The sequence below is a fragment of the Microbispora triticiradicis genome (genome assembly GCF_005864065.1).
GTDB lineage: Bacteria > Actinomycetota > Actinomycetes > Streptosporangiales > Streptosporangiaceae > Microbispora > Microbispora triticiradicis.
In genome coordinates this window covers 117,379-130,677 of record NZ_VANP01000008.1, presented here as the reverse complement: position 1 = coordinate 130,677, position 13,299 = coordinate 117,379, and the positions used below count along the sequence as shown (strand labels likewise).

The following is a 13,299-nucleotide window of genomic DNA, read 5'->3' as shown; positions in this document are numbered from 1 at the left end:
GCACACCGGTCGTCGTCGTCACTCGGCACCGTCGTCCACGGTCCGCCAGCGGCGGCTCGCGATCAGGTGGTGCTGGAGGTCGGTCTCGCCCCGGTGGCGCAGCCACTTGCCGTCGGAGTGCAGCGTCCAGGCGGTGGTGGTGTCCTCGAACGCCAGGTCGAGCAGGTGGGCGAGGTACCTCCGGTGCTCCGGGCTGCTGACCTTGACCAGCGCCTCCACCCGCCGGTCCAGGTTGCGGCGCATCAGGTCGGCGCTGCCGATCCAGATCTCCGGCCGCCGTCCTCCGCCGAACTCGAACACGCGGGAGTGTTCGAGGAACCGGCCGAGCACGCTGCGTACGCGGATGGTCTCCGACAGCCCCGGCACACCCGGCCGGAGCGTGCAGATGCCGCGGACCCACAGGTCCACCGGCACGCCCGCCTGCGAGGCGCGGTACAACGCGTCGATGACCGGCTCGTCCACCATCGAGTTCGTCTTGATCCGGATGCGGGCCGTGCGGCCGGCCGCGCGATGGGCGATCTCCTGCTGGATCCGGTCGAGCAGGCCCTGGCGCAGCGAGTCCGGCGCGACCAGCAGCCTGCGGTAGTCGGACTGGTGGGAGTAGCCGGTCAGGTGGATGAACAGGTCGGTCACGTCCTCGCCGACCTGCGGGTCGGCGGTGAGCAGGCCGAAGTCCTCGTACTGCCGGGCCGTCTTCGGGTTGTAGTTCCCGGTGCCGATGTGGCAGTAGCGCCGCAGTTCGCCGCCCGCCTCCTGGCGGACCACCATGGCGAGCTTGCAGTGCGTCTTGAGGCCGAGCACGCCGTAGACCACGTGGCACCCGGCCGTCTCCAGCTTGCGGGCCCAGGAGATGTTCGCGTGCTCGTCGAACCGCGCCTTGATCTCCACCACGACCACGACCTGCTTGCCCGCCTCGGCCGCGTCGATCAGCGCGTCGACGATGGGCGAGTCGCCGCTGGTGCGGTAGAGCGTCTGCTTGATGGCCAGCACGTCGGGGTCGGCCGCGGCGTCCTCCACGAACCGCTGCACGCTCGTCGCGAACGAGTCGTACGGGTGATGGACGAGGATGTCGCGCTCGCGCAGGGTGACGAACAGGTCGTCCTCGGCGCTGATCGCCTCCGCCGGGACGAACGGCCGGTAGTGGAGCTCCGGGCGGTCGAGGTCGGCGATGGCGTGCAGCCCGGTCAGATCGAGCGGTCCGGGCAGGCGGTAGATCTCGTTGTCGGCCACGCCCAGCTCGTCCACGAGCAGTTCCAGCACCTGGGGGGTGATCGTGTCCTCGACCTCCAGCCGCACCGGCGGCCCGAACCGGCGGCGCAGCAGCTCGCGCTCCAGCGCCTTCATCAGGTTTTCGGTGACGTCCTCGTCGACCTCCAGGTCCTCGTTCCTGGTGACCCGGAAGACGTGGTGCTGCACGATCTGCATGCCCTTGAACAGCTCGCCCAGGTGCGCCGCGATCACGTCCTCCAGCGGGACGAACCGGTTCGGCGAGGCGGTCACGAACCGGGGGAGCTGCGAGGGCACCTTCACCCGTGCGAACACCGTGTGGCCCGTCACCGGGTTGCGCACGGTGACCGCCAGGTTCAGCGAGAGCCCCGAGATGTACGGGAAGGGGTGGGCGGGGTCGACGGCCAGCGGTGTCAGGACCGGCCGGATCCGCTCGCGGAAGAGCTTGCGCAGCGCCGTCCGCTCCTCCCTCGCGAGGTCGTCCCAGCGGACGATCGCGATGCCCTGCTCGGCCAGCTCCGGGCAGATCCGGTCGTGGAAGACCGCCGCGTGCCTGCGGGCGAGGTCGTCGGCGACCGACGCGATCCGGGTCAGTGCCTCGCTCGGCTTGAGCCCGCCCGGCGTCCGCAGCAGCAGCCCGGTCGCCATCCGCCGTTTCAGCCCGGCCACCCGTACGCGGAAGAACTCGTCCAGGTTGCTCGCGAAGATGGCGAGGAACCGCACCCGTTCGAGCAGCGGCACTGCGGGGTCCTCCGCGAGCTCCAGGACCCGTTCGTTGAACTGGAGCCAGCTCTCCTCACGATTGAGGAACCGGTCGTTCGGCAGCGGGGCGGGCACGGGGAGGTCGGCCTCCTCCGGCTCAGGCGAGGGGGAGCTTTGGGCGGACATATAACGAAATATGCCCCATAACGTTGAACAGAACGTTAACTTCGCAGCAACGAAACCGTCAGCCCGGTTCACCCCCGCCGGCCGTGTCACCGGCCGTCCCGCCGGTCGTCTCGCGGGGGCGCCCCTCAGATCTCCCCGGGCTGCTGCCGTTCGAGCTCCCTGGACCGCTCGCGCTGCTCGCGTTCCTTGGCCTTCTCCAGCTCGCGCTGGCGGCGTTCGAGCTCCTTGGCGCGTTCGCGCTGCTCGCGTTCGCGGGCCTTCTCCTGCTCGCGGCGGAGCTTCTCCTGCTCCTTGAGCTGCCGTTCGAGCTCCCTGGACCGCTCGCGCTGCTCGCGCTCCTTGGCCTTCTCCAGTTCGCGCTGGCGGCGTTCGAGTTGCCTGGCGCGTTCGCGCTGCTCGCGTTCGCGGGCCTTCTCCTGCTCGCGGCGGAGCTTCTCCTGCTCCTTCGCCTCGCGCTCGGTGGGCCGCGGCGTACGGGTCTCGGCGGCGGGGGTCAGGATCATCCCGCGGGTCGCGCCGGTGAGCCCGGGGTTGGCGTCGAGGCCCTTCAGGCCGTTCCAGGACAGGTTCACCAGGTGGGCGGCGACCTCCTCGCGGGCGGGCCTGCGCACCTCGAGCCACCACTGGCCGGTGAGGGCGGTCATCCCCACGAGCATCTGCGCGTACATCGGCGCGAGCTTGGGGTCGTAGCCGCGTTCCCTGAACTCGTCCGCGAGCACGTCCTCGACCTGGCTCGCGATGTCGCTGATCAGGCTGGCGAAGGTGCCCGTCCCCGACGCGGCGTGGGAGTCGCGGACCAGGATGCGGAAGCCTTCGCTGCTCTCCTCGATGTACTGCAGGAGGGCGAGCGCGGCGCGCTCCAGCTTGACGCGGGCGTGCGAGGCGGAGAGCGCCTGGGTGACCAGGCTCAGCAGGCGCTGCATCTCCCGGTCGATCACGACGGCGTAGATGCCTTCTTTGCCGCCGAAGTGCTCGTACACCACAGGCTTGGAGACCTTGGCGCTGGCCGCGATCTCCTCGACCGACGTGCCGTCGAAGCCCTTGTCCGCGAACAGGGCCCGGCCGACCTGGATCAGCTGCTCGCGCCGCTCCGCGCCGGTCATGCGTCTTCGCGTTCGGGAGGACTCGGTCACAGGTTCCATGATGGCGGTTGCCCCGGCCGGAACCCGGCCCGGGACGGATAAGGGGAGCGGCGCCGGTGCGGACGTCACCGCGGCGGACGTCACCGCGGCGGACGTCATGGGAGAGATGGTGGGAGACAGGGCCGCCGCCTGTGCGAAAGCGGCCCCGCCATCCGCGCCGACGGGAACGTCAGGCAATGCGCTTCGCCGCCAGCCGCTCCGGTGTCGGCCAGCGCACGTCGCGGGCCCAGCCGGCCTTCTCGAACCAGCGGATGAGGCCGGCGCTCAGGTCGATCTGGCCCTTCAGCGCGCCGTGCCGGGCGCAGGTGGGGTCCGAGTGGTGCAGGTTGTGCCACGACTCGCCGAACGAGGGAATCGCCAGCCACCACACGTTGCGGGACTTGTCACGCGACTCGAAGACCTCCTCGCCGAAGACGTGGCAGATGGAGTTGATCGACCAGGTGACGTGGTGCAGCAGGCCGATCCGGATGACCGTGCCCCAGAAGAACGCGGTCACCGCGCCCTGCCAGGACCACGTGATCAGGCCGCCCAGGATCGCCGGGAGCAGCAGGGAGGTGATCGCCAGGGCCGGGAAGGCCCGGTGCAGCTTCATCACGTCCGGGTCCTTCATCAGGTCCGGGGCGTACTTGGCGCGGTTGACCCGCTCGGACTCGAACAGCCAGCCGATGTGGGCGTACAGCAGGCCCTTGCACATGGACTTGAAGCCGGGGCCGAAGCGCCACGGCGAGTGCGGGTCGCCCTCCTTGTCGGAGAACTTGTGGTGCTTGCGGTGGGCGGCCACCCAGTCGAGCACGGACATCTCCAGCGAGAGGCTGCCGGCGATGCCGAGGGCGATCTTCAGCGGCCGGTTCGGCTTGAACGATCCGTGCGTGAAGTAGCGGTGGTATCCGACGGTGACGCCCAGGCCGGACACGACGTAGAACACCGCGGCGATCGCGACGTCCGTCCAGCCCAGGCCCCAGCCCCAGGCGAACGGCACCGCGGCGAAGAGCGCCAGGATCGGCGCGCCGACGACGATCGCGAAGACAACCAAGTCGGCCTTGCTCTTGTCCTGCGGTTCGAAGTCCGGCTTCGGCTGTGGTGCGGCGCGGTCGGTGACGACGGTCATGGGCTACCTCACGGGTGTTGGGAAGATTGTCTGGCTACGCGACCGTAACTTACGCCATCGTAAGTTAGGAACCCCTAAGAGCGAATGTGTGGAAGGTGACGCGCGGGGCCACATCTGGTGGCGAATCCACGTCTTGCACCAACTCTCGGCAATCTGGTAAAGCCCGATGCCCCACCTCAGAGGCTCGTCGCCGGCCGCGCGAGGTCTACGGCGCCCTGCCCGAAATGTGGCTTAGATAACATCCGAGGCCCGCTGTCGGGTGGTCCGGCTCCGGTCGCGGACCACGGCTCCGGTGCAAGGGGGTCGGGTGGAGCGAGGCCGGGCCGATGGGCGTCGTTTTTTGGGGGCGCGCGCGAGGGGTCGGCTCTGTATCCTGAGGTCGGATTCCGGCGCCTGTTGGAATCGGACAAACGGGGCTTTGGCCCATTCCCGGGTCGTCTAGGGGCAAGACTACAGATTTTGGTTCTGTCAACGGAGGTTCGAATCCTCCCCCGGGAGCCAGCCCGTCCGTCCGTCGTGCGCCCCCGGGGGGCCTGGTTCCCACTCGGGAGACGGCAGGTAAGCTCACCTTGTCGAGCGGGTGACCATGCGGTTCCGGGGTAGTGGACGCGTGGAAGCCGCGCCACGTTTCGTGTAGTAAGCCGCGACGCCGAGGGAGCCTCAGTCCGTGAGTGTGCCGCGCCCGGCAGCCGTGATCGTCCTCGCCGCCGGCGAGGGCACCCGGATGAAGTCGAAAACCCCCAAGGTCCTCCACGAGGTCTGCGGCCGTGCGCTCGTGGACCACATGCTCGCCGCCGCCCGCGGCCTCACCCCCGAACGGCTGGTCGTCGTCATCGGCCACGCGCGCGAACAGGTCGGTCCCCACCTGGCGGAGACCGCGCCGGACGCCCGCACGGTCGTGCAGGAGAAGCGGAACGGCACCGGCCACGCCGTGCGCACCGCGCTGGAGGCCGAGGGCCCGATCGAGGGCACCATCCTGGTGACGTACGGCGACACGCCGCTGCTGCGCGCCGAGACCCTGGCGGCGCTGCTGGAGCGGCACGCCGCCGACGGCAACGCCGTCACCGTGCTGACCGCCGTGGTCCCCGACCCCACCGGCTACGGCCGCATCGTGCGCGACGGGAGCGGCGCGGTGCTGGAGATCGTCGAGGAGAAGGACGCGTCCCCCGAGCAGCGCGCGATCAGCGAGATGAACTCGGGCGTGTACGCCTTCGACGGCGCGCTGCTGGCCGACGGCCTGCGGCGGATCGGCGCCGCCAACGCCCAGGGCGAGGAGTATCTGACCGACGTACTGGCCATCCTCCGCGAGGACGGCCACCGGGTCGGCGCCCACGTCGCCGCCGACCACGCGGAGGTGGAGGGCGTCAACGACCGCGTCCAGCTCGCCTTCGTGCGGCGGGTGCTCAACGACCGCATCCTGGAGGCGCACATGCGCGCCGGGGTCACCGTCGTCGACCCGGCCGGCACGTGGGTGGACGCCGGCGTCGTCATGGAGCCCGACGTCGTGATCCATCCCGGCACCCAGCTCAGGGGCGCCACGAGGATCGGGGCGGGGGCCGAGGTGGGGCCGGGCAGCACGCTGACCGACACCGTCGTCGGCGAGGAGGCCGTCGTACGCAACACCGTGGCCGACGGCGCGGAGATCGGCGCCGGCGCCACCGTGGGCCCGTTCGCCTACCTGCGCCCGGGCACCGTGCTCGGCCGGGGCGGCAAGATCGGCGCGTACGTCGAGACCAAGAACGCGCGGATCGGCGAGGGATCCAAGGTCCCGCACCTCACGTACGTCGGCGACGCGACGATCGGCACCGGCTCGAACATCGGCGCCGCCTGCGTCTTCGTCAACTACGACGGCGTGGGCAAGCACCACACCGTGGTGGGCGACCACGTCCGCGTGGGCAGCGACAACATGCTCGTCGCACCGGTCACGATCGGCGACGGCGCCTACACCGCCGCCGGCTCGGTGATCACGTCCGACGTGCCGCCCGGGGCCATGGCGGTCGCCCGCGGCAGGCAGCGCAACATCGAGGGCTGGGTGGCGCGCCGCAGGGCCGGCACCCCCTCCGACGAGGCGGCCCGGCGGGCGCTGGCCGCCCCGGAGAGCGGCGCGGCCGAGCAGGGCGGCGGGGACGTCGCCGCGCGGTAAGGACCACCCACGGCACGCGCCCCAGCGTGCCGCGCGGGGACAGGGAAGAGTACGAGGCGCGGTTGCCCGACCGCGTAGCGCCGAAGGGCCAGGCCAGGAGGACACCGTGACCGACCACATCGACGGGGCGAAGGGGTTCGCGGGCCCCGGGCGAGGCGAGGGCACCGCGGACCGGCCGGCCCGGCCACAGCAGGCCCGGCACGGCCGACAGGCTCGACACGCGAGGAGCGCGGCATGAGCGGCAAGAAGACGACCGGCGAGCGGAACCTCATGTTCTTCTCCGGCCGGGCCCACCCCGAGCTCGCCGAGGAGGTCGCGAAGGCCCTCGGTGTCGAGATCACGCCGACCGCGCTGCGCGACTTCGCGAGCGGTGAGATCTACGTGCGCTACCTGGAGTCGGTGCGCGGCTGCGACGCCTTCGTGATGCAGAGCCACACCGCGCCGATCAACCAGTGGATCATGGAACAGCTGATCATGGTGGACGCGCTCAAGCGGGCCTCGGCCAAGCGGATCACCGTGATCATGCCGTTCTACGGCTACGCCCGCCAGGACAAGAAGGGGCGCGGCCGCGAGCCGATCACCGCCCGGCTGGTGGCCGACCTGTTCAAGCAGGCGGGCGCCGACCGGATGATGTCCATCGACCTGCACACCTCGCAGATCCAGGGCTTCTTCGACGGCCCGGTGGACCACCTGTTCGCGATGCCCGTGCTGATCAACTACCTGCGCGGCAAGCTCGACCCGGCGACGACCACGATCGTCTCGCCCGACACCGGCCGCGTACGGCTCGCCGAGCGCTGGTCCGACAGCCTGGGCACCCCGGTGGCGTTCATCCACAAGCGGCGCGACCTCGACGTGGCGAACCAGGTGAAGGTGCACGAGGTGGTCGGCAAGGTCCACGGCCGGACCTGCGTGCTGATCGACGACATGATCGACACCGGTGGCTCGATCTGCAAGGCGGCCGACGCCCTGTACGAGCACGGCGCGACCGACGTCATCGTGGCCGCCACCCACGCGGTGTTCTCCGGGCCCGCCGTGGACCGTCTGAAGAACTCCCGGATCTCCGAGGTGGTCGTGACCAACACGCTGCCCATCGAGGAGGAGAAGAGGTTCGACAGCCTCACGGTGATGTCGATCGCCCCGCTGATCGCCCGGGCCATCACCGAGGTCTTCACCGACGGCTCCGTCACCAGCCTCTTCGAGGGCGACGCCTGACCCGCTCAGGGCCCCCGGACGTACCCGGGGGCCCGCGCGGGTCGCCTGGGAGCGGTGGTCAGTAGAGGGCGCCCATCGCCGTACGCACCTCCGCGAGGGTCGCGGCGGCGACGGCCGCGGCGCGTGCGTTGCCGTCGCGGAGCACCCGGCGGACGTGGCCGCGATCCCCGGCCAGCTCGGCCCGCCGCGCCCGCAGCGGCGCGAAGTGGTCGTTGATCGCATCGGTGACCAGCGCCTTCAGCGCGGCGGCCCCCCGGCCGCCGATCCCGGCGGCGACCTCGTGCGGGTCCCGGCCGAGGCACAGCGCGGCCAGGAGGACGAGGCTGGACACCTCGGGCCGGGCGACCGGGTCGTAGGTGATGTGGCGCTCGGCGTCGGTCTTCGCGCCGCGGATCAGCCGGGCGGTCTCGTCGGCGGTCGCGGCCAGGGCGACGGCGTTGCCCCGGCTCTTGCTCATCTTGGCGCCGTCGGTCCCGAGCAGCAGGGGCGCCGCGGACAGCAGCGCCTCGGGCTCGGGGAACACCGGGTTCGAGGGGGTGCCGTAGCGGTTGTTGAAGCGGCGCGCGATGACGCGGGCGACCTCCAGGTGGGGCAGCTGGTCCTGCCCGACCGGGACGATCCCGGCCTTGCAGAACAGGATGTCGGCAGCCTGGTGCACGGGATAGGTGAACATCAGCCCGCTGACCGCCGACTGCCGCGAGTGGGCGATCTCGTCCTTGACCGTGGGGTTGCGGCCCAGCTCCGCGACCGAGACCAGGCTGAGGAACGGCAGGAGGAGCTGGTTGAGCGCGGGCACGGCGCTGTGCGTGAAGATCGTGGCCCGGCCGGGGTCGAGGCCCGCGGCCAGGTAGTCGAGCACCAGGTCCTCCACGCGCTCGGTGAGCCGGTCGGCGACGTCCCGGTCGGTCAGGACCTGGTAGTCCGCGACGAGCACCATCATCTCCACGCCCAGGTTCTGCAGGCGGACGCGGTTCTGCAGGGTGCCGAAGTAGTGCCCCAGATGCAGCCGGCCGGTCGGCCGGTCCCCGGTCAGCGCTCGGAACGTCCCGGGCCGCTCCCGTATCGATCTCTCCAGCTCGGCGCCGCGCCGTCGCGCGCCCGCCACGCCGAGGTCGTCGGACGGGCCGCTGTCCAGAGTGGTCGTCATGCGATCTCTCCCTTGGCAGGTGGTCCGCCGCCGGTGGCGACCCCTCGTCCAGGGAGCACGAAAAAGGGCCGTCCATCCGAACGGCCCGGTCGTACGCGTGAGATGGCCGCTCCTACCCGGAGCGCCACCAGCCCTGACACGACGTACGTTGCATCCCGCCACTTTACCGGCCACCGAGCCACCGCAGAAGAGACCGAGCGAGCCGGAGGGGCGCGCCGCCGGTCTGGACTGAGGAGCGAGGGACGAGCGACGAGGGCTGTGTTGCTGGCGCGCCTCCGGCACGCCCAGGCGGACGTGAGCGCCCCGACGAGCGACGCGGGGAACACTGCGGGAGACACGATAGGCTTTAGAGGTTGCGCTCGTAACGCCTTCCGCTAGGGCGGGTGAGGGGGAGCGCGTCATCCGTCGAACATCCCTAGGAGATGTGCCGTGTCCGAAGTACGCATCGCCGCCGAGCTCCGCGACGAGTTCGGCAAGGGCGCCGCCCGCAAGATCCGCCGGGCGAACAAGGTTCCCGCCGTCCTCTACGGCCACGGCACCGAGACCAAGCACCTGACCCTCCCCGGCCACGAGCTGCTGCTCGCGCTGCGCACGCCCAACGTGCTCATCCGCCTGCACGGTGAGGGTGTGGACGAGATCGCGCTGCCCAAGGGCGTCCAGCGCGACCCGATCAAGGGCTTCCTGGAGCACGTCGACCTGCTTCTGGTCAAGCGGGGCGAGAAGGTCACCGTCGAGATCCCGGTCACCGTCGTCGGCGAGACGGTCGGCAGCGCCATCGTCGACCAGCCGCTGAACACGCTCTCGGTCGAGGCCGAGGCGACCCACATCCCGACCGGCGTCGAGATCGACGTGGACGGCAAGGAAGAGGGCTACACGGTGCTCGCGGGCGACCTGAAGCTGCCGGAGGGCACGACGCTGGCCGGCGACCCCGAGGCCCTGGTGCTGCACGTGATCGGCGCTCCGTCGGCCGGGCTGCCCGAGGAGGGCGAGGCCGCCGCCGAGGGCGAGACCGCCGAGGCCGCCGAGTAGGACCGATTCGTGAGAGAGTCCTCCGCGGGGTGTCCCGCGGAGGACTCTTCCATATGTGGAGACAGTGGAGGAGACAGCGATGTCCGACACGGCCGCGGAGCGGTGGCTGGTCGTGGGCCTGGGCAACCCCGGGCCGGAGTACGCCGGGAACCGCCACAACGCGGGCTTCATGGTGCTCGACGAGCTGGCGGCCCGGGTGGGCGGGCGGTTCAAGGCGCACCGGTCGCGGGCCGAGGTGGTCGAGGGTCGTCTGGCCGCGCTGCCCGTGGTGCTGGCCAAGCCGCTGTCCTTCATGAACCTGTCCGGCGGGCCGGTCAAGGCCCTGGCCGACTTCTACAAGATCACACCTGACCGGGTCGCCGTGGTCCACGACGAGCTGGACATCCCGTACGGCGCGCTGCGGGCGAAGCTCGGCGGCGGCGACAACGGGCACAACGGCCTGAAGTCGATCACGAAGTCGCTCGGCACGCGCGACTACCCGCGCATCCGGTTCGGCATCGGCCGCCCGCCGGGCCGGATGGACCCGGCGGCGTTCGTGCTGCGCGACTTCGCCACGGCAGAGCGCAAGGACCTGCCGTTCCTGGTGGACCGGGCCGCCGACATGGTGGAGTCGCTGATGACGGCGGGCCTGGAGGCGACGCAGAACCGGTTCCACGCCGGCGACCTCAACCCGGCCAAGCCGCCTCGCTGAGGGTCCCGCCGCCGGGAGCGCGAGGCTCCCGGCGCGGGTGACCCGCGGAGTGTCAGGGGCGGCCGAGGGCGCGGTACTCCCAGCCCGCCGCCCGCCAGGTGTCCCGGTCGAGGGCGTGCCGGCCGTCCACGATCCGCCGGTGCGCGACGACCTCCGCCAGCGCCTCGGGCTGGATCTCGCGGAACTCGGCCCACTCGGTGAGCAGGACCACCACGTCCGCGTCCCTGGCCACGTCCATCGCGCTGGTGCCGTACCTGAGCTCCGGGTAGGTGCGACGGGCGTTGTCCAGCGCCGCCGGGTCGTAGACCCGTACGTTGGCGCCCAGGCCGTGCATCGTCCGGGCCACGTCGAGCGCCGGGGCGTCCCTGATGTCGTCGGAGTTGGGCTTGAAGGCGGCGCCGAGGCAGGCCACCCGCTGGCCGTTGAGGTGGCCGCCGAGCAGCTCCCTGACCAGGTCGATCGTGCGGGAGCGCCGGCGCCGGTTGATGGCGTCGACCTCCCGCAGGAAGGACACGGCCTGGCCGACGCCGATCTCCTCGGCCCGGTGGGCGAAGGCCCGGATGTCCTTGGGCAGGCAGCCGCCGCCGAACCCGAGACCGGGCTGGAGGAAGCGGCCGCCGATCCGGTCGTCGTAGGCGAGGGCCTGCGCCAGGTCGTGTACGTCGGCTCCGGTGGCCTCGCAGATCTCGGCCATCGCGTTGATGTAGGAGATCTTGGTGGCCAGGAAGGAGTTGGCGGCGACCTTGACCAGTTCGGCGGTGGCGAGGTCGGTGACCACGGTCGGGGTGCCGAGGTCGAGGATCGGCGCGAACGCCGCGGCCAGCCGCTCCCGCGCCCACTCCGTGGCGACGCCGAAGACGAGCCGGTCGGGCCGCAGCGTGTCGTCGACGGCGAAGCCCTCACGCAGGAACTCCGGGTTCCAGGCCAGCTCCACCTCCTCGCCGGCCGGGGCCAGTTCGGTCAGCAGGCCGCTCAGCCGGGCCGCGGTGCCGACCGGCACGGTCGACTTGCCGACGACCAGGCAGCGCCGGGTCAGGTGCTGGGCCAGGCCCCGGACGGCGGCGTCGACGTAGCTGAGGTCGCAGGCGTCCAGGCCGGGCTGCTGGGGGGTGCCCACGCAGATGAAGTGGACGTCGCCGTGCTCGGCGGCCTCGGCGTAGGAGGTGGTGAACCGGAGCCGTCCCGACTCCAGGGTCTTGGCCAGCAGTTCGGGCAGGCCCGGCTCGAAGAACGGCACCTCCCCGGACTGCAGTTTGCGGATCTTCCCGGGGTCCACGTCGAGCCCGACCACGTCGTAGCCCAGCGAGGCCATGCAGATGGCGTGTGTCGCCCCGAGGTAACCGGTCCCGATCACCGTCAGCCGGGGGAGTTCGGCGTCGCTCATGTCAGTATCCCAATGAGTGTCGGCGAGTCGCCGTCCGGCGGACTCGGTGCCTGGTGACCGCCGGCGGGGTGTGCCGGACGGCCGGAGAGTCGGTCTCCGGCGGGGGTCCCGCCGGGCCGTGGTCAGGAACAGCCACCCTTCTTGGTCAGCGCTCCGCCGGTGACCTTGTTGTCGCAGGAGATCGTGTTGCCGCCGGCGGTGTCGTTGACGCCGTAGCCGCCCGAGCCGCCGAGGTCGATGACGTTGGCCCGGAACACGTTGCCGGTGCCCCAGCCGTCCACGATCCGGTGGGTCTGGAAGCCGTCCTCGCTGGTGCCGCTGCCGGTGTTGCGCTCGATGACGTAGCCGTTGCCCTTGACGTCCACCCAGGAGTCGTTGTGCTTGGACCCGCCCAGGGTGGAGCCGTCGAAGACGTTGCCGACGATCCGGCCGTCGGAGGTGCCCTCCTTGACGTCCACGGCCTCGGCGGTGGCGCGGATGACGTTGCCGCGCACGACGTTGCGGTCGCTGCGGTCCATCTTCCCGCCTGAGAAGGACGCCCAGTTGCTCTCGGCGGTGCCGAGGTAGACGCCCTCGCCGTACCTCTCGCGGCGCAGGCCGGTCGCGTAGACCGTGTTGTACTGCACGGTGTTGTCGCTGCTGAAGTTGCGCAGGTGGATGGCCTCGTCCCCGATGTCGTGGACGGTCAGGCCCTGGACGATCGTGTGTGAGGTCTGGTCGGCCATCACGCCCTTCTGGCCGTTGCGGACGTCGAAGCCGATCAACCGCCAGTGGCTCACCTGGTTGAGGTGGAAGGCGTAGCCCTTCTTCACCCCGCCGCCGTCGAGGACCGCGTCGGCCGGGCCGCAGACGAAGATCGGCTCGGAGGCGGTGCCGGAGACCGTCGCCACGAACCTGCCGACGTACACGCCGGGCTCCAGCCTGATCACCGCGCCCGGCTCGGCGGTCTTCAGCGCCTCGGTCAGCCCGGCCGCGTCGCCGACCGTCACCGTGGCCTCGGGGCAGTCGATCCTGCCCGGTCCCTCGGGGACCGGGACGGCGGGCGGGTCCTGCGTCGGGACGAACGGCACCGCCTCGTCCCCGTCCAGCGGCGCGTCCTGGTCCTCGACCTTCCCGCCGTCGTCGGGCCGGGAGTTCTGGAGGTCCTGGGAGCCGTCGTCCATCGCCCCCGGGGGCTGGGTGTTCCCGCCCACCGGGCGGATGTCCTCGACGGGCGGCTCCGAGCCCCCGCCGAACAGCCCGCGCAGCAGCACCACGACGACTATGGTGAGGGCCGCCCCGACGAGCATCCCCACCAGGGTCCTGCGGTCGATGTAGCGGTCCACCGC

At 71.2% G+C, this 13,299-nt stretch carries 10 protein-coding genes and 1 tRNA gene; 5 read left to right on the top strand and 6 right to left on the bottom strand.

Annotation, left to right across the window (positions count from 1 at the left end):
• Positions 1 to 18: 18 nt before the first annotated feature.
• The 3 genes from FED44_RS21440 to FED44_RS21430 all read right to left on the bottom strand — a co-directional run bounded on the left by FED44_RS21440 (position 19) and on the right by FED44_RS21430 (position 4,365).
• On the bottom strand, positions 19 to 2,115 hold the full coding sequence (locus FED44_RS21440; RefSeq protein ID WP_138461819.1) for an RNA degradosome polyphosphate kinase: 2,097 nt from the start codon (positions 2,113 to 2,115) through the stop codon (positions 19 to 21).
• A 125-nt stretch (positions 2,116 to 2,240) separates the two neighbouring features.
• On the bottom strand, positions 2,241 to 3,257 hold the full coding sequence (locus FED44_RS21435; RefSeq protein WP_111701444.1) for a TetR/AcrR family transcriptional regulator: 1,017 nt from the start codon (positions 3,255 to 3,257) through the stop codon (positions 2,241 to 2,243).
• Positions 3,258 to 3,426: 169 nt separating this feature from the next.
• A complete protein-coding gene (locus FED44_RS21430; RefSeq protein ID WP_138461818.1) occupies positions 3,427 to 4,365 on the bottom strand; it encodes an acyl-CoA desaturase in 939 nt (312 codons plus the stop codon).
• Between the two features lie 427 nt (positions 4,366 to 4,792).
• On the opposite strand from FED44_RS21430, the gene FED44_RS21425 reads away from it, so the two are divergent.
• From FED44_RS21425 to FED44_RS21415, 3 genes are all read left to right on the top strand, one after another.
• Positions 4,793 to 4,866, top strand: a tRNA-Gln gene (locus FED44_RS21425).
• 166 nt (positions 4,867 to 5,032) lie between these two features.
• Entirely contained in the window at positions 5,033 to 6,508 is a 1,476-nt protein-coding gene (glmU, locus tag FED44_RS21420; RefSeq protein ID WP_138461817.1) for a bifunctional UDP-N-acetylglucosamine diphosphorylase/glucosamine-1-phosphate N-acetyltransferase GlmU, read from the top strand.
• A 234-nt stretch (positions 6,509 to 6,742) separates the two neighbouring features.
• The gene (locus FED44_RS21415) at positions 6,743 to 7,720 is read left to right on the top strand and encodes a ribose-phosphate diphosphokinase (RefSeq protein WP_111701391.1); all 978 of its coding nucleotides are present in this window, start codon (positions 6,743 to 6,745) and stop codon (positions 7,718 to 7,720) included.
• 58 nt (positions 7,721 to 7,778) lie between these two features.
• Here FED44_RS21415 and trpS read toward each other — a convergent pair whose 3' ends face one another.
• A complete protein-coding gene (gene trpS / locus FED44_RS21410) occupies positions 7,779 to 8,867 on the bottom strand; it encodes a tryptophan--tRNA ligase (RefSeq protein ID WP_138461816.1) in 1,089 nt (362 codons plus the stop codon).
• Positions 8,868 to 9,296: 429 nt separating this feature from the next.
• On the opposite strand from trpS, the gene FED44_RS21405 reads away from it, so the two are divergent.
• Positions 9,297 to 9,896: a 50S ribosomal protein L25/general stress protein Ctc gene (locus tag FED44_RS21405; protein ID WP_111701389.1), complete on the top strand. Its 600-nt coding sequence runs from the start codon at positions 9,297 to 9,299 to the stop codon at positions 9,894 to 9,896.
• A gap of 79 nt (positions 9,897 to 9,975) precedes the next feature.
• Entirely contained in the window at positions 9,976 to 10,587 is a 612-nt protein-coding gene (pth, locus tag FED44_RS21400) for an aminoacyl-tRNA hydrolase (RefSeq protein WP_111701388.1), read from the top strand.
• 52 nt (positions 10,588 to 10,639) lie between these two features.
• Here the strand turns inward: pth and FED44_RS21395 are convergent, their stop codons facing one another.
• Entirely contained in the window at positions 10,640 to 11,971 is a 1,332-nt protein-coding gene (locus FED44_RS21395; RefSeq protein ID WP_111701387.1) for a UDP-glucose dehydrogenase family protein, read from the bottom strand.
• Between the two features lie 122 nt (positions 11,972 to 12,093).
• Positions 12,094 to 13,296 carry a right-handed parallel beta-helix repeat-containing protein gene (locus FED44_RS21390; protein ID WP_208759109.1) on the bottom strand — a complete coding sequence of 401 codons (1,203 nt, stop codon included), beginning with the start codon at positions 13,294 to 13,296 and terminating at the stop codon, positions 12,094 to 12,096.
• Positions 13,297 to 13,299: the final 3 nt, after the last annotated feature.

What these genes read in the sequence shown, in the direction of transcription:
- trpS (WP_138461816.1), bottom strand. Translation starts at nt 8,867, where the DNA reads ATGACGACCACTCTGGACAGCGGCCCGTCCGACGACCTCGGCGTGGCG.
- FED44_RS21435 (WP_111701444.1), bottom strand. Translation starts at nt 3,257, where the DNA reads ATGGAACCTGTGACCGAGTCCTCCCGAACGCGAAGACGCATGACCGGC.
- pth (WP_111701388.1), top strand. Translation starts at nt 9,976, where the DNA reads ATGTCCGACACGGCCGCGGAGCGGTGGCTGGTCGTGGGCCTGGGCAAC.
- FED44_RS21440 (WP_138461819.1), bottom strand. Translation starts at nt 2,115, where the DNA reads ATGTCCGCCCAAAGCTCCCCCTCGCCTGAGCCGGAGGAGGCCGACCTC.
- FED44_RS21430 (WP_138461818.1), bottom strand. Translation starts at nt 4,365, where the DNA reads ATGACCGTCGTCACCGACCGCGCCGCACCACAGCCGAAGCCGGACTTC.
- FED44_RS21415 (WP_111701391.1), top strand. Translation starts at nt 6,743, where the DNA reads ATGAGCGGCAAGAAGACGACCGGCGAGCGGAACCTCATGTTCTTCTCC.
- FED44_RS21395 (WP_111701387.1), bottom strand. Translation starts at nt 11,971, where the DNA reads ATGAGCGACGCCGAACTCCCCCGGCTGACGGTGATCGGGACCGGTTAC.